Here is a 25,277-nt window from a genome sequence, read left to right on the forward strand (position 1 = left end):
TTACTTACCTCCTTTAACTTGTTTTTTCGGTTTGACAAAGCGTTCGATAAGGTAATGAACACTGACAAAGAAGATAATAGACGCTGTTACAATGCTGACAAGCTCAGACGGTACCTGCGCCGCATTCATACCAGGGGCTCCAACTTGGAGAACACCAAATAGGAAGGCTGCAAAGAGAATACCAATTGGTGAGTTTGCCGCAAGCAGACTAACCGCCATCCCGTTAAACCCGACAGCTAATGACGCCCCCTGAACATAAACGTTCTGGAAGGTTCCAAGTCCTTCAACAGCTCCACCAAGACCTGCCAAGGCACCTGAAATAATCATTGATAGGATAATCGTTCTTTTTGCAGAAATACCAGCATATTCTGAAGCATGTGGATTAAGACCAACCGCACGGATTTCAAAACCAAGGGTTGTTTTCTTGAGCATGAACCAAATGACTGCAACGGCAATGATGGCAAAGAAAATACCAATATTCATCCGCGAATTACCAGTCAACTCAGCCAACCAAGGTGTCTGGTAAGTTGCATTAGCTCCGACACGAATCGTCGAATCTGTACTTTGCATGAAGTCTTTAGGGAAGGCATGGATAAAGGCATTTCCTACATACAAGACAATGTAGTTCATCATGATGGTTACGATAACCTCTGACGTCCCTAGATAGGCTCTAAGAATACCTGGAATCGCGCCGACAATCCCACCAGCAATCAGGGCAATCACGATGGTTGCTAGAATCATCAAGGGACGTGGCATATCTGGATGCGATAAGGCAAACCAACCACTGAGAATCCAACCAGCCAAAGCCTGACCAGGAAGTCCGACGTTAAAGAAACCAGCGCGACTGGCAACGGCAAAACCAAGACCAATCAAGACCAGAGGCCCCATAGCACGGAAGATTTCTCCAATTCCACGCAGGCTACCAAAGGCTGTATAGAACAATTCTTCGTAGCCCCAAATAGCATCATAACCGAAAATCCACATGACAATGGCTCCGAGTAAAATTCCTAGGAATACAGAAATCAAGGGAACCGAAATTTGTTGTAATTTTTTAGACATCACTCTTCTCCTTTCCCAAGTTTCCACCAGCCATCAAGACACCAAGTTCTTGTTTATTGGTTGTTTCTGGTGATACAATACCTTGAATCTTACCATCGTGGATAACGGCGATACGGTCTGAGACGTTTAAAATCTCATCCAATTCAAAGCTGACAACAAGGACAGCCTTGCCATTATCACGCTCTTCAATCAAGCGCTTGTGGATATATTCAATGGCACCGACATCCAAACCACGAGTTGGCTGGCTGACGATAAGGAGATCAGGATCTCGATCAATTTCACGAGCAATAATTGCTTTTTGTTGATTTCCTCCTGAGAGTGCAACTGCAGGCACAAATTCACTGGCAGCACGAACATCAAATTCTTCCATTAGTTTTTTAGCATAAGAAGTGATATTTGAATAGTTCAAAATTCCATTTTTACTATGTGGTTCTTTATAGTAGGTTTGAAGGGCAATATTTTCAGAGATCATCATTTCCAAAATCAAACCATCACGATGACGGTCTTCTGGAACGTGCCCAACACTCAACTCTGTAATCTGACGTGGGTGCAAGCCTACAATTGAATCTCCTTTTAACTCAATGCTACCAGATTCAACCTTGCGAAGACCTGTAATGGCTTGAATCAGTTCAGACTGACCATTTCCATCAATCCCCGCAATCCCAACAATCTCTCCAGCACGAACATCCAAGGATAGATTTTTAACAGCTGGAACACCGCGGTTTTCATTGACCACCAAGTCTTTAATAGACAAGACCACTTCTTTTGGTTGAGAAGCTTGTTTCTCTGTTTTAAAGGAAACAGAACGTCCCACCATCATTTCTGCCAAATCAGCATTGGTAGCCCCTGCGATTTTGACGGTTTCAATTGATTTCCCACGACGGATAACTGTAACGCGGTCAGAAACTGCACGAATCTCGTCCAACTTGTGAGTAATCAAGATAATTGATTTCCCTTCTTTGACAAGATTTTTCATAATAGCCATCAACTCATCAATTTCTGATGGAGTCAAAACAGCCGTTGGTTCGTCAAAGATAAGGATATCAGCCCCCCGATAAAGGGTTTTTAAAATTTCTACACGTTGTTGGGCTCCAACTGAGATATCTGCTACCTTGGCAGAAGGGTCAACAGCTAAGCCATAACGTTCAGAAAGAGCCTTGATTTCTTTGCTAGCTCCAGCGATATCTAGCACACCATTTTTAGTCAATTCACTACCTAAAATGATGTTTTCAGCCACTGTGAAGGCTTCTACCAGCATAAAGTGCTGGTGAACCATTCCGATTCCCAAGCTAGCTGCTTTAGATGGTGAGTCGAGGTTGACAACTTGACCGTTGACCACAATTTCACCACTGGTTGGTTCAAGAAGCCCTGCTAACATGTTCATGAGCGTGGACTTTCCAGCCCCATTTTCTCCTAAAAGTGCATGAATTTCACCTTTTCGTAGGTGCAGGTTAATTTTGTCGTTGGCAACAAATTCACCAAACACCTTGGTAATATCACGCATCTCAATGACATTTTCGTGTGCCATGTGCTCTTCCTTTCAGAGTCTTATTTTATTTCAATAAAACTTGCTAGTTTGTCTAGTAGCAAGCTTTACTGAGACAAAATGACTTTGTCTCAACTCTTAAAAAGCGACCGATGGCCGCTTCCTAAGAAATAACTTCCATCCATTATTTTGCAGGAACTTTTACGCTTCCATCAAGGATTTTAGCTTTAGCATCTTCGACAGCTTTTTTACCTTCTTCTGAAAGGTTTGTTGTTACCAAGTCAACCCCTTTATCTTTCAATGAGTAAACGATCACTTGACCGCCAGGGAATTCACCTTTTTCTGCCTTGTTAGAAATATCTTTTACAGTTGTACCAACTTGTTTCAAAGTAGATACAAGAACGAAGTTTGATTCTTTACCATCTTTAGAAGTGTATTTACCTTCTGCTTCTTGGTCACGGTCAACACCGATAACCCAAACTTTTTCATTTTCAGGACGGCTTTCGTTGAGTGATTTTGCTTCTGCAAAGACACCAGCACCTGTACCACCAGCTACTTGGTAAACAATATCTGCACCGGCTGCGTATTGTGCGGCTGCAATTGTTTTACCTTTAGCAGCATCACCAAATGAACCAGCATAGTCAACTTGGACTTTGATAGATGGGTCTACTGACGCAACACCAGCCTTGAATCCTGCTTCAAAACGAGAGATAACTTCTGACTCCTGCCCACCTACAAAACCAACTTGTTTTGTTTTAGTTGTTTTAGCTGCTGCAACACCTGCGAGGTAACCTGACTCATTATCAGCAAATGTTACACTAGCAACATTCTTTTTATCTTTAATCACATCATCAATCAAAACATAGTTCAAATCAGTGTGCTCTTCTGCTGCATCTTTAACTGCATTGTGAAGGGCAAAACCAACACCGAAGATTAGGTTGTAACTTCCAGCCGCTTGTTGCAAGTTGTTAGCATAGTCAGCTTCACTTGTTGATTGGAAGTAAGTAAAACCTTTATCTTTTGAAAGATTGTGTTCTTTACCCCAAGCCTGCAAACCTTCCCAAGCTGATTGGTTGAATGATTTATCATCAACACCACCAGTATCAGTGACGATTGCTGCTTTTGTCTTCACATCAGAAGATGAAGCTGCGTTACGAGAAGAGCGGTTACCACATGCAGCAAGTCCAACTGCTGCCACTGCAACTAGACCAAGGCCTAGCCATTGTTTCTTGTTCATTACTGAACCTCCTAAATAAGATGTGCAACGATGTTGCAAGTATGGATTGATTGGTCACAAAGACCGTGCCGCTCAGAGAGCGACTCAGACTAATTTAAGTCTGTAAAAGAGTATGGAAGTAACTCCCCGACCGTCATCTCGACCGTCGATTTATCTTTTGCGACTAAGGTCACTTTTAGATCTTGTTCAAAAAATTCGACCATTACTTGGCGACAAGCACCACATGGTGAGATTGGTTTTTCAGTCTGTCCATAGACAATCAATTCTGAAAATTCTCTTTGGCCTTCGGAAACTGCTTTAAAAATGGCTGTACGCTCTCCACAGTTTGTCAAAGGATAGCTAGCATTTTCGATATTCACTCCCGTGTAAACACTTCCGTCTTTTGCCACTAAAACTGCTCCGATAGGAAAGTGAGAATAGGGGACATAGGCATGTTTACTGGTTTCAATTGCCAGTTCAATCAACTCAGTAGTCGCCATCTGCCAATTCTCCTTTTAAAATGGCTACTCCAGCTGACGTTCCGATACGTGTCGCACCTGCTTCCACAAAGGCAAGAGCATCTGCATAAGAACGAGCTCCACCAGCAGCCTTGACACCCATTTCTGGTCCAACCGTTTCACGCATTAATCTAACATCTGCTACCGTCGCACCACCAGTTGAAAAGCCAGTAGATGTTTTGACAAAGTCAGCTCCTGCTTTTTGGGCCAATTGGCAAGCCAAAACTTTTTCTTGGTCAGTCAGAAGGCATGCTTCAATAATGACTTTTACTAACTTATCACCACTTGCTTCTACAACAGCACGGATGTCCGATTCAACCAAATCAAGATTACCTGATTTGAGAGCTCCAACATTGATCACCATATCAATCTCATCTGCTCCATTTTGGATAGCTTCTTTGGTTTCAAATGCTTTCACGGCTGAAGTTGTTGCTCCCAAGGGGAAACCAACTACTGTGCAGACCTTGACATCAGATCCTTCAAGCCCTTTTTTAGCATGTTCAACCCAGGTCGGATTAACGCAAACACTGGCAAAATCATACTCCCTAGCCTCAGACAACAAACAATCAATTTGATTTTCTGTCGCATCTTGTTTTAAAAGCGTATGATCGATATATTTATTTAATTTCATATTCGGATTCTCCTGCGGTTTATGAGATAATTTCTATAATTTCTCGTAAACTTTGCACCCTATCATTTATTTTAACATATTTTTGAAAATCTGTAACTAGCTGAGGAGAAATTTTTCCATTTGTGTATACTTTTGCAACAATTTCTCCCTTTTGAACGGAATCTCCAACTTTCTTTTCAAAAACAATTCCTGTTTCATAGTCCAAGGCATCAGACTTAACTGCACGGCCTGCCCCCAGTCTCATAGCATAAAGCCCAAATTCCATAGCTGGAAGAGCTGAAATGACACCCGTTTCCTGAGCAGGGATTTCCACCACATGGGCTACATTTACAGGACGATAGAGGTCTTCCAAGTCTCCACCTTGGGCTTGGACCATTTCCTCAAACTTGGCCAGCGCCTTGCCATTCTCAAGATGTTGGCGAACTTCTTCAACTGTCTTGTTAACATTTTCCAGGTCAAGCATAATTTGAGCCAATTCGCAGATGAAGTGGGTAATATCCTGACGTCCTTGACCTTGTAAAATCTCCAATGCTTCAAGAATTTCTAGACGATTTCCAATCGCTCGTCCCAAGGGCTGACTCATATCCGTAATCACTGCTACCGTCTTTCGACCAACTGCCTTACCAAGTTCCACCATGGTTTGAGCCAACTCACGCGCCTCATCAACCGTTTTCATGAAGGCACCCTCACCGACAGTCACGTCTAGCAAAATAGCATCCGCTCCTGCCGCAATTTTCTTGCTCATCACCGAACTCGCAATCAAAGGAATCGTGTCGACAGTTGCGGTCACATCACGGAGGGCGTAGAGAAGCTTGTCTGCTTTAACCAGTTGGTCTGATTGCCCAATGACAGATACTCCAATGTCCTGCACCTGATGAATAAAATCCTCTTGACTACGTTCTACTTGATAGCCCTTGATAGACTCCAATTTATCAATTGTACCGCCAGTATGGCCGAGACCACGACCACTCATTTTGGCTACAGGCACACCAAAGCTAGCCACAAGAGGAGCCAAAATCAAGGTCACCTTATCACCAACTCCACCAGTAGAATGCTTGTCAACCTTAACCCCATCGATAGCAGACAAGTCAAACTCTTGACCAGTCTTAACCATCTTCATAGTCAAATCTGAGATTTCTCGTGTCGTCATTCCTTTGAAATAAACAGCCATAGCAAAGGCAGACATCTGATAATCAGGAACAGTTCCTGACACATAGCCTTCAACTAGCCATTCAATTTCACTCGAAGTCAGTTCTTGACCATCTCGTTTCTTTTGGATTAAATCAACTGCTCTCATTCTTTCACACTTCTAAGGATATAGTATCCCTTGTCTTTTTTGACGACTTCACAATTTCCAAACACATCTTCCATCTTGGACTTGGCACTTGGAGCCCCTTGTTTTTTCTGGATAACGATTGTCAAATCTCCACCAGTTTCCAAGAAATCTTTACTTTTCTCAATGATTTCATGAACCACTTGCTTGCCCGCACGGATAGGAGGATTGGAAATGACATGGTCAAATTTCCCTTCAACTTGTTCATAGATGTTAGACTGGAAAATCGTCGCTTCTACTTTATTTCGTTCAGCATTTTGTCGTGCCAAATCTAAGGCACGATTATTAATATCGACCATGGTCGCCTGAACTCCATAAGCCTTAGCTAAAGACAAGCCCAAAGGTCCGTAACCACAGCCTACATCCAGGACAGTTTCTCCTTGGTTGACCTCAAGACACTTGAGCAAGAGTTGACTTCCAAAGTCAATCATTTTCTTGCTAAAAACACCCGCATCCGTCAAAAAGGTCATTTTTTCTCCCAACAAGTCCACTCTTAACTCATGAATGTCGTGAGCAGCGTCAGGATTTTCTGCATAATACATTTTACTCATGAAACTATTTTACCATAATTTGACTTAAATTGTAAATCGTTTACAAATTGATAAAAAAACGAAAAAGACTGAAGAAAGCTAGTAAGTAAAACATTTTCTTCAATCTCTTTCAACACTTATAAATAATAAGCCATTTAGAACTAGAAATATCATAATCAGGATAAAACAACAAATTTATCATCTATAATTAGGCTCATTTTTATGACTATTGCTTAACCTTCAAATACTTTATTATCAACAAAATTCCCAACAGGATGTTTAGATAAAAGCCCAACTGATACGTTTTTGTCAGGAATTCCAAACTTGTCCAAAGTCGTATCAAATCTTCTAGTGACATGCGGAAGAAATAACCCTCTGTAGCAATCCATAGAACTAAGAAGACATAACTACCAGCAGCAAGCCATTTCGTCCACCGTTTTTTTAGTAGGCAAGCAATCAAGAGCGAACAGATAAAGATAGCTGTTACAATAGCATGTTCCATCAAAAAAGTAAAACCGTAATAGATTTCCACAAAGCGTCTACCATTATCTGCATTGGCTCCTTTTATAAAAGGTAGTGCAAAACTTAAAATAAAACAAAGTTCCAATATATAACTTTTTAAGATTTTCATAGTACACCTCCTATAAGTTGTAACCCTCAAAGCCCCCTTTATTAGCTTATAAATCAGTAGAAGCTATCTCCTACTTCATCAATAAATTGTTCATCCTCTATCTACTTATAGTATATACTATTGATTTAACACATTCAAGAAACCGCTTTATTTTTTTAGCTTTTTATGGTATGATAAACAAAATATCTAGGGGAAAACAAATGACCAACGAATTTTTACATTTTGAAAAAATCAGCCGCCAGACTTGGCAATCGTTACATCGAAAGACAACACCTCCTTTGACAGAAGAGGAATTAGAATCCATCAAGAGTTTTAATGACCAGATTAGTTTACAGGATGTTACTGATGTCTATCTTCCCCTAGCCCATCTCATCCAGATTTACAAACGTACCAAGGATGATTTGGCCTTTTCAAAAGGAATTTTCCTTCAACGTGAAAGCAAATCCCAGCCTTTTATCATTGGGGTTTCTGGGAGTGTTGCCGTTGGAAAATCAACAACCAGTCGCCTACTTCAAATCCTACTGTCCCGTACACTTACAGATGCTACGGTTGAGTTGGTAACAACTGACGGCTTTCTCTATCCCAACCAGACCTTGATTGAACAAGGGATTTTAAATCGCAAGGGATTTCCTGAAAGCTATGATATGGAAGCTCTTCTCAACTTCCTGGACCACATCAAAAATGGACAAGATGTAGATATTCCTGTCTATTCTCATGAAGTCTACGACATCGTACCTGAGGAAAAGCAAAGCGTCAAAGCTGCTGATTTTGTCATTGTTGAAGGAATAAATGTCTTTCAAAATCCACAAAACGAGCGTCTCTACATTACTGACTTCTTTGACTTTTCCATCTATGTTGATGCTGCAGTCGATGACATCGAGAGTTGGTATCTCGACCGTTTCTTGAAAATGCTGAGCCTAGCCCAAAACGACCCTGATAGCTATTACTATCGCTTTACTCAAATGCCGATTGGGGAAGTGGAATCTTTTGCCCATCAAGTCTGGACCAGTATCAATCTCACAAATCTACAAAATTATATTGAACCAACCAGAAATCGTGCGGAAGTGATTCTTCATAAAACAAAGAACCATGAAATCGATGAAATTTACTTAAAAAAATAATTTTCCCTTGTCAAAACGTAAGTTTTCAGATATAATGGTATAGTTAGTAAATATGGAGGTAAGAACATTGGCAAACATTAAATCAGCTATCAAACGCGCTGAATTGAACGTTAAACAAAACGAAAAGAACTCAGCTCAAAAATCAGCTATGCGTACTGCTATCAAAGCTTTCGAAGCAAACCCATCTGAAGAACTTTTCCGTGCTGCTAGCTCAGCTATCGATAAAGCAGAAACTAAAGGTTTGATTCACAAAAACAAAGCAAGCCGCGATAAAGCTCGTCTTTCAGCTAAACTTGCTAAATAAGAAACAGTCCATAGAGGCTGTTTTTTTGTCTCCAAATAGGAAAAGGTAGAAAATGAAAATCGCAATTATCGGATATTCTGGTGCTGGTAAGTCAACTCTAGCTGAAAAGTTGTCTCACTACTACTCCATCCCAAAACTTCACATGGACACACTCCAATTTCAACCCGGTTGGCAAGACAGTAACCAAGAATGGATGTTGACCGAGATGAAAAACTTTCTCACCAATCATAAAGCATGGGTCATCGATGGCAACTATTCTTGGTGTTTCTATGAGGAAAGAATGCAGGAAGCTGACCAAATCATCTTTCTCAATTTTTCCCCATTGACCTGTCTCTTTCGAGCCTTTAAACGTTATCTCACATACCGAGGCAAGGTCAGAGAAAGTATGGCAGCTGGTTGTCAAGAACAGTTTAATTGGGAGTTTATTCGATGGATTCTCTGGGATGGGCGGAGCAAATCCGCTAAGGAACGCTACAAGTGGATTCAAAAAAACTATCCATATAAAGTGGTCATCCTCAGATCACAAAAAGAGATAGACCAATTTCTAGATAAGAAAAGGAAGTCCTCCAATTCATAAAGAAGGGCTTCCTTTTTTGGCTATAATTATTCTGCAATCAAGGTTTCTAATCCAACCTTCATCATATCGGTGAAGGTATTTTGGCGTTCTTCTGCAGTTGTATCTTCATCTGGATTGACCAAACTATCAGAAATAGTCATGATGGCAAGCGCGTCAACATGGTGTTGGGCTGCCAGATAGTAGAGAGCTGCTGCTTCCATTTCCACAGCCTTGACTCCCCATTTACCAAGCTCAATGTTCTTTTCAAAGTAGTTTGAGTAAAAGACATCAGATGACAAAACGTTCCCAACATGAGTTGTCATACCGAGATTTTTGGCAATATGATAAGCCTTATCCAACAAATCAAAGCTAGCGATTTGTGGGAAATCGTACTGTGGCCAGTCATTTCGGACAATGTTTGAGTTAGTTGCAGCTGCCTGCGCCAAAACCAATTCACGAACGTGAACATCTTCATTCAATGAACCTGCTGTTCCCACACGGATCAATTTTTTCACACCGTAGTCAACAATCAACTCACGCGCATAAATCGAAATAGATGGCATCCCCATCCCAGTTCCCATAACAGATACACGGTGGCCCTTGTAAGTACCAGTGTAACCAAACATGTTACGCACTTCGTTAAAACAAACAGCATCTTCAAGGAAATTCTCCGCAATAAATTTAGCACGAAGAGGATCCCCAGGAAGAAGAATTTTATCAGCAATTTCACCCTGCTGAGCAGCAATATGGATAGACATAATATAAGATACCAAACCCGTCAAAAAGCAAAGGGAAAATAGGAGTTGGGTGCAGTGAGCTATGCTCGCAAGACCAATTATCTTTTTCCCACTGCTTTTAGGGTGGGTTCAATTCCTTTCTTTATTAATTTTGATGATATTGAGAAGATTAGACCGGCTTCAATTCAAACCCGAACTCCCCTTCTCTTCTGAGTTTTTAGAAAAGTTTTCCGCTCGTGTTCAAATCAAAACACACGCTCTACCTTTCTTTATTTTATATTGAGAAAGATACCAAACCCGTCAAAAAGCAAAGGGAAAATGGGAGTTGGGTGCAGTAAGCGATGCTCGCTAGACCAACTATCTTTTTCCCACTGTTTTTAGGGTGGGTTCAATTCCTTTCTTTCTTAATTTTGATGATATTGAGAAGATTAGACCGGCTTCAATTCAAACCCGAACTCCCCTTCTCTTCTGAGTTTTTAGAAAAGTTTTCCGCTCGTGTTCAAATCAGAACACCTCGCTCTATCTTTCTTTTTTTTTATTTTTATATTTCATAGCTAGGAAAAATCGTATTCAATCAAGATTCCAATAGGCCTACTTTATTTTTATTTAAAACAGTTATAAATAAATTGAGAGTTTTTTTAATCTTTTAAATCAAATCATTGACTAGAAGAAATGGGTATTTCCTACCTAATTACTTTATTCTTTGACTTCTGACACAGTATGCTAGTCCAAGGAAAGCGGTCTAACATTTTTGCAAATTCATAGGATAAAACAGCTGTTACTAAGAGATACGGAAGAGAATCTAAACCTAGCCCAGTGAAACCTATTACTAATCCGGTTGCAGACCAGGGAGCCCTCAAGGTCACAGACAAAAAGCAAACAGATCCCATAAGCAAAATGCTTGGCTGGCTATCCCCACCTAGAATCATTCCAAAGAGAGCAGCTCCAGCCATCCCCAAGGCGAAAGATGGCGTAAGTGTACCACCATAGGCCCCTGCCCACAGAGTAATAAGAACGACCAGTGCTTTTAGGATAAACAAGAGGAATACTGTTTTGCCATTGCTACCATTCAATACTTCCTGAGCCATCATACGTCCATTTCCAAGTAGATGTGGAAAATAACTTGCCAACCCAGCAAGAAAAAGAAAAGCTGTAGGCAATGTGAGAAGTATTCGTTTATCTTTTATTCTGTTTGAAGACACTTCTTTACTCAAGCGACCAAAAAGCCAAGCTAGTGGGGTTAAGAAAAGAAGTAATAAGGGAATAATCCATATTTCCTTTAATGACCATGTAATGGCTGGAATATGGTAGAGAGCCTGATCTGAAATAACCCAGCCTGCTGTATAGGTTGACACATAGGTAGTCAAACCGACTAAGACAACTCGTTTAATAGATAGAGCAATTCCTAGAGTTTCAAAAACAAAGAAGACACTTGTTAATGGAACCTGATAGACAGCTGCTAAACCAGCACCAGCACCACAAGCAAGGAGAAAGATTTGATCCTTCTTAGAGAGAAAACATATTTTTCCAATTGGCCCTGCAAATAGAGTTCCAATCTCTCGTGGCGCAGCTTCTTTGCCAATAGGCGCTCCCCCGCCAACTGCAATAATCTGCCAAATTGAATGAAATAGCTGTCTTAAAAAATGAAGCTTGTATCGTGAAGTCTCATCCTTCATCTGCGCTTTAATGGAAAAAATCTGTGATTTTTTTTGCAAGAAATACCAGACCAAGGATGAGCTGACACCCACGATTATTAAACTTAATCCTATCCGCGATGAGGAAACTCCATCTGTCAAGAATACAGTTTGATGCTCTGATTGACCAAAAGCTATCCCCTCTATTATCTTTAAAAGATAATGTAGAAAAATACCAGATAAACCTGAAACTATTCCTTGCAAAATGACTGCTAGGAATAATTTAAGATTATAAGGGATTTTCTGAAAAATACTCCTCAATTCTTTTAACATAGTAATAATTCAGCAAAAACGGCTTTAAGTAAGCCTTTAACACACTCAGTCACTTCTATAACCTCTTCGTGGTTAAGCTCTTCTTTGAAACCAGTAGTATAGTTAGTAATACATAAAATTCCTAGAAGTTTCAAACCTGAGTAGGCTACAACAATAACTTCAGGAGCAGTTGACATTCCGACCACATCTGTTCCAAGCATCTTATAGGTACGAATTTCTACTCGTGTTCAAATTAGAACACGCGCTCTACCTTTCTGTTTATACTCTTTGAAAATCTTTTCAAACCACGTCAACGTCGCCTTGCCGTAGGTATGGTTACTGACTTCGTCAGTTCTATCCACAACCTCAAAACAGTGTTTTGAGCTGACTTCGTCAGTTATATCTACAACCTCAAAGCAGTGCTTTGAGCAGCCTGCGGCTAGTTTCCTAGTTTGCTCTTTGATTTTCATTGAGTATTCATTTTGTTCTTTCACAGAGAGCTACCTGAGTTCTATTCAAGCTCAGGTAGTACTTTCTTATAAACTAGACAAACTAACTGTCATTGTACCATCAGATTACAAGACATCATCGTCACTCACCTTGGAATTCAACGTTGTTCCCCAATGAGTGATTTTTCGATGTGGTTGGGCGAGAAGAGGTCTGTTGTCATAGATTGTTTGCCATCTATTCCAGATAAGACCTGTTCTCTTTTCGATCTTAATTCGAAGATTTCTCATATTTTCTTTAATTGGAAGGTTGAGTACAAAACCTGCAGTCTGGTTACGTCCATTTCCTTCCCAAGAATGACTGCGAACAACTGAATGACCATTTTTATCTACTGTAACTTCTTCCCAAGTTATAGAATAGCGTGCAATGTAAGCTCCACTATGCTGAATAGTTAGGGTTTTATCTTTTACAGGAGTGTAATTTAACACTTGTACTTGCTTAGAAGTTGGTGTTGTCACAGCATTCTTAGCTATAAATCGAAATACTTCTACTTCAGCAAGACTGAGAGCTTGATTTTTCTGACGTAGTTGAATGCGAATACGGCGACCCAACTTGCCATCCAACTGAAGATCTAGACGATTTCCTTCTAAACGAGAAACATACTTTCTAGTAACTTCTGTCCCTTTTTCATCATATAAAATCACATCAAAATCTGCCAAACGTTTGGAAAGCTCGCCATCTCCACGATTATAAAGACGGACAAGTCCTACCTGTTCTGTACGACCTAAATCAACTTCCCACCAAGGCTGATTTTCAAATTTTGTATGAGTAATTGATTGCTGGCTGTAGTTACTATTGGTATTTCCATCTAGAGCACGACTAGCATCTCCTCCAAACTCGGTAGAGCTTTGGCGTGCTTGCTTTTTCCATGCGATATTCTCAGCACGCAAGACTTGAACTTCTGCAAGACTGAGAGCATTGTAACCATCTAACTCAATACGGACAAAACGAGCTTTTTTATAGTCAATTGCAATTTGTGCAGAGATATCTTTCAGAGATGCAATGCGCTTTCTTTCAATTTCTTTCCCAGAACTATCTAAAAGAATCACATTAAAATTGGTAAGCCTATCCTGAGCAGTATCTGTTCGATTATAAATATTGATTTGACGAATCGTTTCTTCCTTGTCTAAATCGACTTGCCACCAAGGCTTAGATTGAAACTCTGTATGCGTTACAGAATGATGAGCATAATTCCCATCAACTTTTCCATCTACAGCCCTTCTAGCGTCACCTCCAAAAGCTGTCGAACTTTGGGTAACCCGTTTCCCTAGAGCTATATTTTCAAGAGGTTCAGCGCTCGGTTGACTAGATGACAGAGGGACTTGTTGTTTCTTAAAGAAAGAAATTTTTTCCAGTTTTGGATCACGGTAACCCTGCTTATCCAATGTTGTTCGTTTTCCAATATTAAAGTTTGGAATATCATTCATACGGCTTTCAAAATAGCCACGCGAACGGTGTTTAACATTGGCACTTCCTGTAGATGTCACCTCATCACTATCATTTTGTAGCACAGATGTAACCACATTGTCGTTATCCACTACATAATGTTTAATTTTTCCATTTACAGCAAGCTTCCGACTTTCTAGTCCTACATCCCAGAAACCATTTTTGGCATTCCAGATTGTTCTTGAAGTAATGACCTTAGGTGCATTAAATGTTGTCACTTTTTTCAAAACATTATTATAAAAAGTAGGATATTTCTGATAAGCTTCAACTGCTGCTATTTGAGCTAGATAGCCTCCTAAAGAATGGCCTGTCATATACAGATTGGTAATGCTGGAATCCTGCGCCAATTCTTTTACAACATTACGGATATCATCCGCTTGTGCAGGTTTATTTCCTCCTAGCAAGGTCAAGTCCGTTCTCAAATCTTTGGCATCATTCAGTCTTGTCCCACGTATAGCCAACATTTGAACAGTATTGTCTTTTAAATAAGGAAAATCACTCTTAGTTTCAAATAGATAAGCATCCAAACCACTAGCTGTATGGTAAGCTTTTTTCATCTTCCAAAACGGGGCTAACTCATTGTGCATCATCTTATATTCTTGACGATTCAAGTAGAGACTCGGAAATGGATTTTTATGATCTAGAATTTTTTCGATATAGTCATCATCACGATAGGATAACTCCATAAAGAGAAGAGCATCTCGATCTGTAACATACCATTGTTTCTTATTATCATCTTCCCCATCTGCTAATCCGTCTCCATCACTGTCTGCCAGTAATGGATGACTGTTATATCCTAAATAGTCCTTACCATCTTTACGATAAACATAAAGCTCATCCTTATTTTTGATACCATCCTGATCGTCATCACCTTCTAAATCAAGGACTTTTTCACCATAAAGAGAATTGTCAAGTAAATCATTTTCGGAGTGCAGTTCTCCTTTTGAAATTTTCAAAAGATCTTCTGCTGTCACAGGACGAGAAGTTGTAGACTCATCCTTTACATTTTCCTCTCTATTCACTTCTGCAGGAACTAGAGCAGGCTCTGTTTTATGGGATTCCAGCTTTTCTTCTTCCTTCTGATTTTTAAGGACTTCTTTTGTTTCCGGAGCTGGTTGGATAACTGCTACTCTTTCCTCTATAAGATGCGTTTCCTGTTTTTTATCAGTATTTTCTAGTTTTGTCGGACTATCCGTTGCATTTACTACTAGAGGAGTTTCGTTTTTCACAACTGGACTTCCTTCATTGGCAGAAATTCCTGTCGGTGCTAAAAAAGCAAAACCAACTGCAACAGATACAACTCCGATACTTAATTTTTTTATGCCAAAACGCATTATTCGTTGACCGATTTTCATTCTTTTCTAACTTTCTTTTATTTTCCCCTATTTACCAATAATTGATAAATAAGCATGTGATAAATTTTTACTAAAGATATAGTAGTTGATTGGATTTTTGTTCATCTTTTAATCACAACAAACCCAATCTTCTCTACTGAAGACGATGAGAACTCCCCCTTTCTAGTCTAATACCATCACCAATTTTTTTACAATTCAGCAAGAATCGCTTTCAGCAAGCCTTTAAAGTCGCCTTTAACACGTTCAGTCACTTCTACAACTTCTTCGTGGTTGAGTTCTTCTTGGAAACCTGCAGCATGGTTAGTAATACATGAAATACCGAGAACTTTCAAACCTGAGTGAGCTGCCACAATAACTTCAGGAACAGTCGACATACCAACTGCATCTGCTCCAAGTGTCTTATAGGCACGAATCTCTGCTGGTGTTTCATAAGTTGGACCAGTTACACCGATATAGACACCTTCATCAAGCTTGATACCAAGTTTTTTAGCAACTTCATGTGCAGTAGCACGGTATTCTGGTGTGTAGGCCTTAGACATATCTGGGAAACGAGGACCAAAGTCATCCAAGTTTTCACCCATCAATGGGTTTTGACCTGTCATGTTGATATGGTCTGAGATAGCCATCAAAGTACCAGGCCCATATCCAATACCACCAGCAGCATTGGTTACAATGACACCTTCACATCCAAGAACTTTCATGACACGAACTGGGAAAGTCACAACTTCCAGAGGATTTCCTTCGTAGAAATGGAAACGCCCTTGAAGAGCTAAAACCTTGCGACCTGCAAGTTCACCATATACTAATTTACCAGCGTGACCGACTACTGTTGAACGGCCCCAGTTTGGAATTTCTGCATAATCTACTACAACTGGATTTTCGATCTCTTCTGCCAATTCTCCAAGTCCTGACCCAAGGATTAGACCGAACTCAGGCGTTTGGATTCCCTTATCCTTCAGGAAAGCAGCTGTCTCATTGATTTTGTCTAAAAATGTCATTGTGTGTCTCCGTTATTATTTTTTAGCATTTGACCGATTTTGTCAAAAGTTTTAGCATTGCGAATGGTGATTTGGCGGTAGAAAGGCATCTTGAGTAAGTATTTGTGATAGGCTGTTTCGTAGTATGATTCTTCGGAGTATTTTCCCCAGAAAATCCCAAGTCTTCCAAAATAAACAACTTCATCTTTCAATTCCAAACTTTCAACTGTCTCAATGACTTGAGCCACATCCAAGCCCTCCGTGTAAAAGAGGACATCCTTTCGTGCCAAATCTTTAGTCCACCATTTAGGTAGATTTTCAAGTTCCGCTTCATAGTCTTCATGACTCAGCAACGAAAAGCTCTGAATAAATGGATAATGGATTTCAAAGAAAGACTCTAACTTTTCAACCAATTGGGCTTTGGGATCTGTCGAAGTAAAGAAAATATTGCCACTGTTGATGTAGGTTTCAACCTTTCCCAGTCCCAACTCTGTCAATTCTTGACGAAGTTGCGCCATGACAACCTTATTCTTCCCACCGACATTAATGCCCCTAACCAGTAAAGCATAGCGCGTCATCTTATACCAATTTATCTAAGAAACTTTCCCCAATCATGGCAGTTTCCACACCAAAGTTATCGGCAACAGTCGCTGAAATATCTGCAAAATGTCCTACTGGAATAACACCATTTCCTTTAAAGGCAGGACTGTAAGCCAAAAGTGGAATATATTCACGAGTGTGGTCTGTTCCTGCATAGGTTGGGTCATTTCCATGGTCCGCAGTAATCAAAAGAAGATCATTCTCTCTCATGGCTGCGATAATTTCAGGCAAGCGTTCATCAAACTCATGCAAGCAATCACGGTAGCCATGAGCATTACGACGGTGGCCGTAAAGGGCATCAAAGTCCACCAAGTTTGTGAATGAGAATCCTTTTTCAAACTCAGCAAGTCCCATGGTCTTCAATAGTGTATCAATTCCATGGCTATTTGACTTATTGTGTCCCATATCATGGTTGATACCAGCACCGTTAAAGATATCATTGATTTTACCAACAGCGTAAGTATCGATACCAGCTTCGTTCAATTTATCCAAAACAGTTGGTGCAAATGGAGATACAGCCAAGTCACGACGGTTTGCTGTACGAGTGAAGTTTCCAGGCTCACCAACATATGGACGGGCAATGATACGTCCTAAAAGGGCTGGGCGCTCAAGAGTAATTGAACGAGCGTATTCACAGATACGGTACAATTCGTCCAGAGGAATGATGTCTTCGTGGGCAGCAATTTGCAAAACAGGATCAGCTGAAGTATAGATAATCAACTCTCCAGTTTCCATCTGACGTGGTCCAAAATCATCGATAACAGCTGTACCTGAGTAAGGTTTGTTGGCTTCACGAATGACCTTACGTCCTGAAAATTCTTCTATTTTTGTCAGGATTTCTTCTGGGAATCCGTTCCAAAAAGTATCGAAAGGCTCAGTAATATTGAGTCCCATGATTTCCCAGTGTCCAGTCATAGTATCCTTACCAAGGGATACTTCTTCTAATTTGGTTGCATATCCTGTTGGATTACTTTCAGCTGGTACAGTCTTAAGAGGAGTTTCTCGAGGAATATTTCCAAGACCAATTTTAGCCATGTTTGGGACATTCAAACCAACTGCTTTTGAAATGTGTCCTAATGTGTCAGAAGCTCCATCTGGAACTCCTGCATTGACAAAGTTATTAGCATCTGGTGCAGCACCGATTCCTACAGAATCTAGTACCACCAAGTGAATACGATTAAATTTTGACATAGTGTATCTCCTTATTATTTTAGTTATCTTGCTTTTGTTGAAGTTAAAATCTGAACCCCGTCTCGTCCAGCAACGATGACCTTATCCACCATTTGGTTGAATAAGCCGTGCTCCACGACGCCAACGACATGGTCCAATTCTTGTCCGAAGGCAATTGGATCTTCGATGACATCCAAGGCAAGGTCAATGATAAAGTTCTGCATATCGGTCACAAAACGTTGGCTATCTTTTTCACGGAAACTTGGTTTGTAGCCAGCTCGTTCAAAACGACGAAAGACCTGTTCTGCGCCATACTGAACCACTTCTACTGGCAATTTAAAAGCACCCAGTTTCTCGACTAGCTTGCTTTCATCCACTACCCAAATGTATTCTTTTGAGGGTGTTGCTACAACCTTTTCCATCAGAAGGGCACCACCACCGCCTTTGATTCCGTTAAACTGGCTATCCACTTCATCCGCTCCATCAACCGTCACATCGACAACATCTACTTGGTCAATAGACTTGAGCGGGATATTAAGCCCTTCAGCCTGTTTACTAGTCACACTAGAAGTCGTTACAGCTGTAATCTGCAACCCTTCTTCCTTGATACGACGACCAATTTCTTCTACGAAATAATAGGCAGTAGACCCCGTTCCAAGTCCGACTACCATGCCATCCTTGACATACTCAGCAGCCTTGATACCTGCCATTTTCTTCAGATTTTCCACTCAAACACCTCCATTAAAGAGCTATTTCTATTATACCATGTATCCGTTTTTATTTCATGGATACACTAGAAAAACCCGAACATTTTTATGTTCACCTTGTTTTGGTAGTTAGAATCTTAGTTATGAGAACTTGTAGATAAAAACAGGTTCTAGCCAAAAGCAGCAACAGTTGATTTTTTATCATAAAGATGGTTAAATAATTAAGTACAGAAAAGGAGAAATAGGATGAACCCATTAGATTTGTTTAACCAAGTAAAAGAATTAATCGAAACAAAAGATTTCGAAGCTGCTAAAACATTCGTTGCAGAAAATCAAGAACAACTTGGAGAATACTTCTCTCAAGCTCAGCAGTTGATTTCCGGTTCAGAAGGTCTAGATGGACTCGTTAGCAAGATTAAAGGATTTTTCTAAAAATATAAGAGGCTGGCAAAACTCAATTTCAGTAGAAAATGAAATTAATTTTCCCACAATAAAACGCATAGTGTCAAATTGAACTGCACCCCAAAAGTTAGACAGAAAAAATCTAACTTTTGGGGTGCTTTTATTATGAAATTAACTTATGATGATAAAGTTCAGATCTATGAACTTAGAAAACAAGGATATAGCTTAGAGAAGCTTTCAAATAAATTTGGGATAAACAATTCTAATATTAGGTACATGATTAAATTGATTGATCGTTACGGAATAGAGTTCGTCAAAAAAGGAAAAAATCGTTACTATTCTCCTGATTTAAAACAAGAAATGATTAATAAAGTCTTACATGAAGGCTGGACTAAAGATAGAGTTTCTCTTGAATACGGCCTCCCAAGTCGTACGATACTTTTTAATTGGCTAGCATAATACAAGAAAAACGGGTATACTATTGTTGAGAAAACAAGAGGGAGAGTACCTAAAATGGGACGTAAGCCACAAAAGATACCTGAAGAGAGGACAGAATTAGAACGTCTTCAAGCAGAAAATGAGTACTTGAGAGCGGAGAATGCCATTCTAAAAAAGTTAAGAGAACTCCGATTGAAGGAGGAAAAAGAGAAAGAAGAAAGACAGAAATTGTTCAAGAATTAATGACTGAGTTTTCGTTAGATATTCTTCTAAAAGCTATTAAACTAGCTCGTTCGACCTACTACTATCACTTGAAACAGCTAGATAAACCAGATAAGGACCAAGAGCTTAAAGCTGAAATTCAATCCATCTTTATCGAACACAAGGGAAATTATGGTTATCGTCGGATTCATTTAGAATTAAGAAATCGTGGTTATCTGGTAAATCATAAAAGAGTTCAACGATTGATGGAAGTACTCAATTTACAAGCTAAAATGCGACAGAAACGAAAATATTCTTCTCATAAAGGAGATGTTGGTAAGAAGGCAGAGAATCTCATTCAACGTCAATTTGAAGGCTCTAAAACAATGGAAAAGTGCTACACAGATGTGACAGAATTTGCCATTCCAGCAAGTACTCAAAAGCTTTACTTATCACCAGTTTTAGATGGTTTCAACAGCGAAATTATTGCTTTTAATCTTTCTTGTTCTCCTAATTTAGAACAAGTAAAAACGATGTTGGAACAGTCCTTCACAGAGAAACACTACGAGAATACAATTCTCCATAGTGACCAAGGTTGGCAATATCAACACGATTCTTATCATCGGTTTCTAGAGAGTAAGGGAATTCAAGCATCCATGTCACGTAAAGGTAACAGCCCAGACAACGGTATGATGGAGTCCTTCTTTTGGCATTTTAAAATCCGAAATGTTTTATGGTTATGAGAAGTCATTTCAGTCGCTTAAGCAATTGGAACAAGCTATTGTAGACTATATTGATTACTACAACAATAAACGAATTAAGGTAAAACTAAAAGGACTTAGCCCTGTACAATACAGAACTAAATCCTTCGGATAAATTAATTGTCTAACTTTTGGGGGTCAGTACAAATTTTTTCTGATACTATGCGTTTTTTAATTAACTATGTTCGGTGATAAATTTATAGGCTTCTTGACCAGCGATAGCTCCATCTCCAACTGCTGTTGTTACTTGGCGGAGGTCTTTCAAGCGAACATCTCCAACCGCAAAGATACCGTCAACTGCAGTTTTCATGTGATTATCTGTCACAATCCAACCAGCCTGATCTTGGATATTCAATTCTTTAACAAAATCGCTAAGAGGGTCCAATCCAACATAGATAAAGACGCCACCGAAGGCTTGTTCTGTCACTTGACCTGTTTTCACATTTTCAAATACGACAGATTCTACTCTGTTTTCACCCTTGATTTCCTTGACTACAGAATCCCAGATAAAGCTGACTTTCTCATTCGCAAAGGCGCGATCTTGTAAAACCTTTTGAGCACGAAGTTGGTCACGGCGGTGAACAATGGTAACAGTCTTAGCAAAGCGAGTCAAGAAGAGGGCTTCTTCAACAGCTGAATCTCCGCCACCAACTACCAACAAATCTTGGTCACGGAAGAAAGCACCATCACACACAGCACAGTAAGAAACACCACGACTGTTCAGTTCTTCTTCTCCAGGTACTCCCAAAGGACGGTGTTTAGAACCAGTTGCTACGATAACTGTACGTGTTTCATATGTTTGGTCATCAGTAATCACTTTCTTAAAATCACCATGGTCTTCTACATTTTCAACATAGCCATAAATGTGCTCAACACCAAGATTTTCAAGCGGTTCAAACATCTTTTCTGCCAATTCTGGCCCACTAATATTAGCGTATCCTGGGTAATTTTCAATATCAGATGTATTATTCATCTGACCACCTGGCAGACCACCTTCAATCAAGGCTACTTTCAGATTGCTTCGAGCAGCATACAAGGCTGCAGTCATCCCTGCAGGTCCAGCACCGATAATAATAGTATCGTACATATAGTTTCCTTCTTTCTTGTTGTAACTATCTTTATTCTAACTCTTTCTTGTCAATCATGCAAGGATTATGCTTTGAAAACAAGAATTAAACTCATAACCGCAAAGGATAATACTGGAACAACCAAGACTCCAATCATAATCATATCATAGAGATGGGCTTGGCGAGCCTTGGGTGTCTTATCAACTCCCGACATGGCTCTTAGTCCAATCCAAATTCCTAAAAAAATCAGGACAAGGATGGTGGTCAAGATCAAACTCTCGAAATATAAAGAAAATAGTTGCAGTAGCATGATTTCTCTCATTTCTATCTTTTTTAAAGAGTAAACTCAGCTAGTCCAGCTAACTGAGTTTTTCTTTATCTATTATATCAAATATAAGTCCGTTTGTAACTAGCGAAGAATTCTTTTGTCCGCTCTTCTTTGGGATGATGGATAATCTCATCCGGTGTTCCAGACTCAATGATTCTCCCCTTATCTAGGAAGAGAATCTTATCAGCCACTTGGGCTACGAAGGACATGTCATGACTGACCAAAATCATGGTTTGACCTGACTTAGCAGCATCTGCAATAGACTTCTCTACTTCACCGACCAATTCTGGGTCAAGGGCTGAAGTTGGTTCGTCTAAGAGCAAGACATCTGGTTTCATAGCAAGCGCACGCGCTAGGGCAACCCGTTGCTTTTGTCCACCTGATAAATGACGAGGGTAATGGTTTTCACGGTCCGAAAGCCCAACCTTAGCCAACTCTTCCTTGGCAATCTTAGTCGCTTCTTGATAAGACAATTTCTTGACAACAACCAAGCCTTCTTTCACATTATCAAGTGCTGTGCGGCGTTCAAACAAATTAAACTGTTGGAAAACCATAGACAACTTACGGCGTAGAGCAAGGATTTCTTCTTGAGTGATTTTAGAAAAATCAACTGAAAAATCATCAATCTGAATCGAGCCACTGTCAGGTGTTTCAAGATAATTGAGACTGCGAAGGAAGGTTGATTTTCCAGCTCCTGAAGAACCAATCAAGGCTACGACTTCTCCTTTTTGGATATCCAAGTCCAGATGATCCAAGACAGTCTGTCCTGAAAAGGATTTGCTTAAATTCGAAATCTTAATCATTAACGAAGGTCTCCTTTCACATCTGTCTGCACTGTATCAGGTGCAGAAATAGCCATTTTTCTCTCGATGAAACGACCGAGGCTTTCAATTCCGATATTGACTACCCAATAAACAAGGGCAACGGAGATGAAGCGTTCAAAGTAACGATAATCAGCTCCACCCAGAATCTGAGCTTGGGCAAAGACTTCTACAACACCCGCACTGAAGGCTAGGGAAGTTCCCTTGGTCAAGCCGATTAGGGAATTGATTAAGGTTGGAGTCGCCACAACTGCTGCATTTGGAATAATCACTCGACGATAAACTTGTGCTCGGGTCATCCCCAGACTGCGTGCTGCCTCAATCTCACCAGGATTAACTGAGAGAATCGCTGCACGAATGGTTTCACTGGCATAAGCTGCCTCATTAAAGGCAAAGGCGACAATTGCAAAAGCAGCGGCTGGAATCGCATTGATATTGAAACCAGTTCCCCATTGCTGATTGAGAGCTTTCAAAGCCAAAGGAATTCCGTAGTAGGTCAACATCAGTTGCACTAAAATCGGTGTCCCTTTTAAGAAACTAACAAAGAAGGCCTGCAAGGGATATAAAATTTTGACACGATTGATCTTCACAATAGCAAAAAGAAGTGCCAAAACCAAGCCAAAAAGAGCACCACCAATGGTCAACATAATCGTTGTTGGAAGTTGTTGAACAATTCTTGGAATTCCATCAAAGACCGAACGCAAGCTAAACAGCTTGCCATCCGGAATCAATTGCATCAAGTTTTGGTACCAATCTGATGCTAAAATCGTTGTAACATTCATAAAAACATCCTCTCCTGATAATGATTCATTCTACCATACTTCTGCCGTCAATGAAATTATTTGCTACGGTCAGGTATAGACTTTGTCTACCTACTAGTTTATCATACTTTGAAACAGGGAGGTTATATATTTTATCTATCAAAGAGATAGATAAAAACTATTTCAATCCCAATTCTTCATAAGGTTTTCGATAACCGATTTGCTTAACAGTTCCATTTTCTACTAAAATGGGTCGTTTTAACAACATACCGTCACTTGCTAGCAACTCAGCCGCTTCTTGGTTTGACAGACTTCCTACCTTAGCTTTCAGCCCTAATTCACGGTATTTGATTCCACTGGTGTTGAAAAATTGCTTCAACTCGAACCCTGAGGTTTCTAACCAGTTTAAAATGACTTCTTGGCTAGGTGTTTCTTCGACGATATGGACGGCTTTATAGTCCACACCGAGTTGGTTTAATTCTTGTTTTGCTTTTTTACAAGTTGAACATTTTGGGTATTCGATAAATTCTAACATGTCTTTCACTTTCTATTTTATATCTTTAAAATCTGCGCCTTCATGCTCCAAGAGCCAAGCTTTCTTTTCCACTCCTGCAGCATACCCTGTCAGACACTTGCCTGCTCCTAGCACACGATGACAAGGTACTAGGATAGACCAAGGATTGCGCCCCACTGCTCCACCAATTGCTTGAGCAGAAGCCACTTGCAGGTCTTGGGCTATTTGTCCATAGGTCACTGTCTGACCATAAGGAATTCCCTGTAAATAGGACCAAACTCGCTTTTCAAAATCCGTTCCGATTGGAGCCAAGGGCAAGTTGGATAAATCCCGAGACTTGCCTTTAAAGTAAGCATCTAAGCAAGTAATAACTGGGTCTAAAATGGGGTGACTAACAACTTCTTCTATTGTTTCATCTCCTATCCCCCTCTCAAAATACTTCTGCTCCTGAACCCAAATTCCATACAAATAATGGTCATCAGCTACCAGTGATAGAATACCAATTGGCGAAGAGTAGAACATTTTTGCGTACTTCTTTTGCATTATTTCTTCAATTTTTGATAGGCCAAGCGTTCACCATCAACTGGAACTTTTCCGACCTGTTTAAATCCGAGTTTTTCAAAGATATGCTGCATGGCCTTGTTTGCAACATGCGTATCTGAGCGAAAATCTAGATAATCAAAACCTTCAATCAAGCCCTCCAAGAAGGTTTGAGCAACTCCTTGTCCCTGGACATCTGCAGCCACAGCAATACGGTGAAAGACTAGGTACTCTGACTCTCCAGCTTGCCATTTTCCTTCATAAATGGCTTCATAGGCTGCCTCTGGACTCTTGGTCACAGCTGCATAAGCTAGTAGTTCTCCCTCTTCCAAGGCTACATAGGCTCGACCTGAGATAATATCCTCAATAATAATATCAGCATTTGGATAGCCATTTTGCCACTGGTCACTACCAGCATCCGCTAAACATTTTTTAGCATCTTCCATCACCTGCATGATGGCATCTACTTCATTTGGAAAAGCTAAACGAATCTCCATCTTTTCTCCTCATTTCTGACTAGTTTCTCCCATAATAGCATAATTTAAGTCTTTCTACAAGCAGTTAAAACTTGACTTTCTGTTTTTGTTATTTTATAATCTAGTTATCAAAACTAG

At 40.1% G+C, this 25,277-nt stretch carries 27 protein-coding genes and 2 pseudogenes; 5 read left to right on the plus strand and 24 right to left on the minus strand.

The features are described from left to right. The 8 genes from CYK16_RS05285 to CYK16_RS05320 all read right to left on the minus strand — a co-directional run bounded on the left by CYK16_RS05285 (position 1) and on the right by CYK16_RS05320 (position 7,404). Positions 1–1,059, minus strand: coding sequence for an ABC transporter permease (locus CYK16_RS05285; RefSeq protein ID WP_023942990.1), 1,059 nt, complete (start codon positions 1,057–1,059; stop codon positions 1–3). Continuing rightward, positions 1,052–2,587, minus strand: a complete 1,536-nt coding sequence (locus CYK16_RS05290) for an ABC transporter ATP-binding protein (RefSeq protein ID WP_101776743.1) — start codon at positions 2,585–2,587, stop codon at positions 1,052–1,054. Before CYK16_RS05290 ends, CYK16_RS05285 begins: the two co-directional genes overlap by 8 nt. Before the next feature lie 142 nt (positions 2,588–2,729). Beyond that, positions 2,730–3,782 (minus strand): BMP family lipoprotein, encoded by a 1,053-nt coding sequence (locus CYK16_RS05295; RefSeq protein WP_101776744.1) that lies wholly within the window; start codon positions 3,780–3,782, stop codon positions 2,730–2,732. A gap of 89 nt (positions 3,783–3,871) precedes the next feature. After that, positions 3,872–4,261 (minus strand): cytidine deaminase, encoded by a 390-nt coding sequence (locus CYK16_RS05300; protein ID WP_000246089.1) that lies wholly within the window; start codon positions 4,259–4,261, stop codon positions 3,872–3,874. Continuing rightward, the gene (gene deoC, locus CYK16_RS05305) at positions 4,248–4,910 is read right to left on the minus strand and encodes a deoxyribose-phosphate aldolase (protein ID WP_101776745.1); all 663 of its coding nucleotides are present in this window, start codon (positions 4,908–4,910) and stop codon (positions 4,248–4,250) included. Before deoC ends, CYK16_RS05300 begins: the two co-directional genes overlap by 14 nt. A gap of 19 nt (positions 4,911–4,929) precedes the next feature. Further along, entirely contained in the window at positions 4,930–6,207 is a 1,278-nt protein-coding gene (locus CYK16_RS05310; protein ID WP_060806306.1) for a pyrimidine-nucleoside phosphorylase, read from the minus strand. After that, positions 6,204–6,794, minus strand: a complete 591-nt coding sequence (locus CYK16_RS05315; RefSeq protein ID WP_081094118.1) for a class I SAM-dependent methyltransferase — start codon at positions 6,792–6,794, stop codon at positions 6,204–6,206. The genes CYK16_RS05310 and CYK16_RS05315 overlap by 4 nt, the downstream gene beginning before the upstream one ends. Positions 6,795–6,999: 205 nt before the next feature. Further along, positions 7,000–7,404: a hypothetical protein gene (locus CYK16_RS05320; RefSeq protein WP_060806304.1), complete on the minus strand. Its 405-nt coding sequence runs from the start codon at positions 7,402–7,404 to the stop codon at positions 7,000–7,002. A gap of 200 nt (positions 7,405–7,604) precedes the next feature. On the opposite strand from CYK16_RS05320, the gene coaA reads away from it, so the two are divergent. The 3 genes from coaA to CYK16_RS05335 all read left to right on the plus strand — a co-directional run bounded on the left by coaA (position 7,605) and on the right by CYK16_RS05335 (position 9,406). After that, the gene (coaA, locus tag CYK16_RS05325; RefSeq protein ID WP_004258795.1) at positions 7,605–8,525 is read left to right on the plus strand and encodes a type I pantothenate kinase; all 921 of its coding nucleotides are present in this window, start codon (positions 7,605–7,607) and stop codon (positions 8,523–8,525) included. A 67-nt stretch (positions 8,526–8,592) separates the two neighbouring features. Continuing rightward, entirely contained in the window at positions 8,593–8,829 is a 237-nt protein-coding gene (rpsT, locus tag CYK16_RS05330) for a 30S ribosomal protein S20 (RefSeq protein ID WP_001274000.1), read from the plus strand. Positions 8,830–8,881: 52 nt separating this feature from the next. Then, positions 8,882–9,406 carry a DNA topology modulation protein gene (locus CYK16_RS05335; RefSeq protein WP_060806303.1) on the plus strand — a complete coding sequence of 175 codons (525 nt, stop codon included), beginning with the start codon at positions 8,882–8,884 and terminating at the stop codon, positions 9,404–9,406. Positions 9,407–9,432: 26 nt separating this feature from the next. Here CYK16_RS05335 and deoD read toward each other — a convergent pair whose 3' ends face one another. The 9 genes and pseudogenes from deoD to rpiA all read right to left on the minus strand — a co-directional run bounded on the left by deoD (position 9,433) and on the right by rpiA (position 18,851). Then, positions 9,433–10,143 (minus strand): purine-nucleoside phosphorylase, encoded by a 711-nt coding sequence (gene deoD / locus CYK16_RS05340; protein WP_031243322.1) that lies wholly within the window; start codon positions 10,141–10,143, stop codon positions 9,433–9,435. Positions 10,144–10,805: 662 nt separating this feature from the next. Beyond that, a complete protein-coding gene (locus tag CYK16_RS05345; protein WP_060806302.1) occupies positions 10,806–12,089 on the minus strand; it encodes a chloride channel protein in 1,284 nt (427 codons plus the stop codon). Beyond that, a pseudogene (locus tag CYK16_RS05350) lies at positions 12,083–12,316 on the minus strand (phosphorylase family protein); the annotation flags it as partial. The pseudogene CYK16_RS05350 and the gene CYK16_RS05345, both read right to left, overlap by 7 nt. Next, a complete protein-coding gene (locus CYK16_RS10880) occupies positions 12,317–12,562 on the minus strand; it encodes a hypothetical protein (protein WP_142374670.1) in 246 nt (81 codons plus the stop codon). 81 nt (positions 12,563–12,643) lie between these two features. Next, positions 12,644–15,376, minus strand: coding sequence for a galactose-binding domain-containing protein (locus CYK16_RS10975; protein ID WP_081094117.1), 2,733 nt, complete (start codon positions 15,374–15,376; stop codon positions 12,644–12,646). 188 nt (positions 15,377–15,564) lie between these two features. Then, on the minus strand, positions 15,565–16,374 hold the full coding sequence (locus tag CYK16_RS05365) for a purine-nucleoside phosphorylase (protein ID WP_060806299.1): 810 nt from the start codon (positions 16,372–16,374) through the stop codon (positions 15,565–15,567). Beyond that, positions 16,371–16,931, minus strand: coding sequence for a DUF1697 domain-containing protein (locus tag CYK16_RS05370; RefSeq protein WP_060806298.1), 561 nt, complete (start codon positions 16,929–16,931; stop codon positions 16,371–16,373). Before CYK16_RS05370 ends, CYK16_RS05365 begins: the two co-directional genes overlap by 4 nt. Position 16,932: 1 nt before the next feature. Next, positions 16,933–18,144 (minus strand): phosphopentomutase, encoded by a 1,212-nt coding sequence (locus tag CYK16_RS05375; RefSeq protein ID WP_000033091.1) that lies wholly within the window; start codon positions 18,142–18,144, stop codon positions 16,933–16,935. A 23-nt stretch (positions 18,145–18,167) separates the two neighbouring features. After that, complete coding sequence (gene rpiA, locus CYK16_RS05380; RefSeq protein WP_033677451.1) at positions 18,168–18,851, minus strand: ribose-5-phosphate isomerase RpiA; 684 nt, start codon at positions 18,849–18,851, stop codon at positions 18,168–18,170. A 225-nt stretch (positions 18,852–19,076) separates the two neighbouring features. On the opposite strand from rpiA, the gene CYK16_RS05385 reads away from it, so the two are divergent. Next, a complete protein-coding gene (locus tag CYK16_RS05385) occupies positions 19,077–19,262 on the plus strand; it encodes a hypothetical protein (protein WP_001068559.1) in 186 nt (61 codons plus the stop codon). A gap of 135 nt (positions 19,263–19,397) precedes the next feature. Then, positions 19,398–20,747: pseudogene (locus tag CYK16_RS05390) on the plus strand (IS3 family transposase). Positions 20,748–20,807: 60 nt separating this feature from the next. Here CYK16_RS05390 and trxB read toward each other — a convergent pair. The 7 genes from trxB to CYK16_RS05425 all read right to left on the minus strand — a co-directional run bounded on the left by trxB (position 20,808) and on the right by CYK16_RS05425 (position 25,160). After that, on the minus strand, positions 20,808–21,719 hold the full coding sequence (gene trxB / locus CYK16_RS05395; RefSeq protein ID WP_000272289.1) for a thioredoxin-disulfide reductase: 912 nt from the start codon (positions 21,717–21,719) through the stop codon (positions 20,808–20,810). 65 nt (positions 21,720–21,784) lie between these two features. After that, positions 21,785–22,009, minus strand: coding sequence for a DUF4059 family protein (locus CYK16_RS05400; protein WP_180948744.1), 225 nt, complete (start codon positions 22,007–22,009; stop codon positions 21,785–21,787). Positions 22,010–22,086: 77 nt separating this feature from the next. Then, a complete protein-coding gene (locus CYK16_RS05405) occupies positions 22,087–22,830 on the minus strand; it encodes an amino acid ABC transporter ATP-binding protein (protein WP_060805359.1) in 744 nt (247 codons plus the stop codon). Then, positions 22,830–23,630, minus strand: coding sequence for an amino acid ABC transporter permease (locus CYK16_RS05410; protein ID WP_020901891.1), 801 nt, complete (start codon positions 23,628–23,630; stop codon positions 22,830–22,832). The genes CYK16_RS05405 and CYK16_RS05410 overlap by 1 nt, the downstream gene beginning before the upstream one ends. Positions 23,631–23,787: 157 nt before the next feature. Then, positions 23,788–24,144, minus strand: coding sequence for an arsenate reductase family protein (locus CYK16_RS05415; protein ID WP_060805360.1), 357 nt, complete (start codon positions 24,142–24,144; stop codon positions 23,788–23,790). Positions 24,145–24,156: 12 nt separating this feature from the next. Continuing rightward, complete coding sequence (locus CYK16_RS05420) at positions 24,157–24,666, minus strand: methylated-DNA--[protein]-cysteine S-methyltransferase (protein ID WP_060805361.1); 510 nt, start codon at positions 24,664–24,666, stop codon at positions 24,157–24,159. Then, positions 24,666–25,160 carry a GNAT family N-acetyltransferase gene (locus CYK16_RS05425; protein ID WP_060805362.1) on the minus strand — a complete coding sequence of 165 codons (495 nt, stop codon included), beginning with the start codon at positions 25,158–25,160 and terminating at the stop codon, positions 24,666–24,668. Before CYK16_RS05425 ends, CYK16_RS05420 begins: the two co-directional genes overlap by 1 nt. Positions 25,161–25,277: the final 117 nt, after the last annotated feature.

It is taken from the genome of Streptococcus oralis subsp. dentisani, assembly GCF_002860905.1.
GTDB lineage: Bacteria > Bacillota > Bacilli > Lactobacillales > Streptococcaceae > Streptococcus > Streptococcus oralis_BA.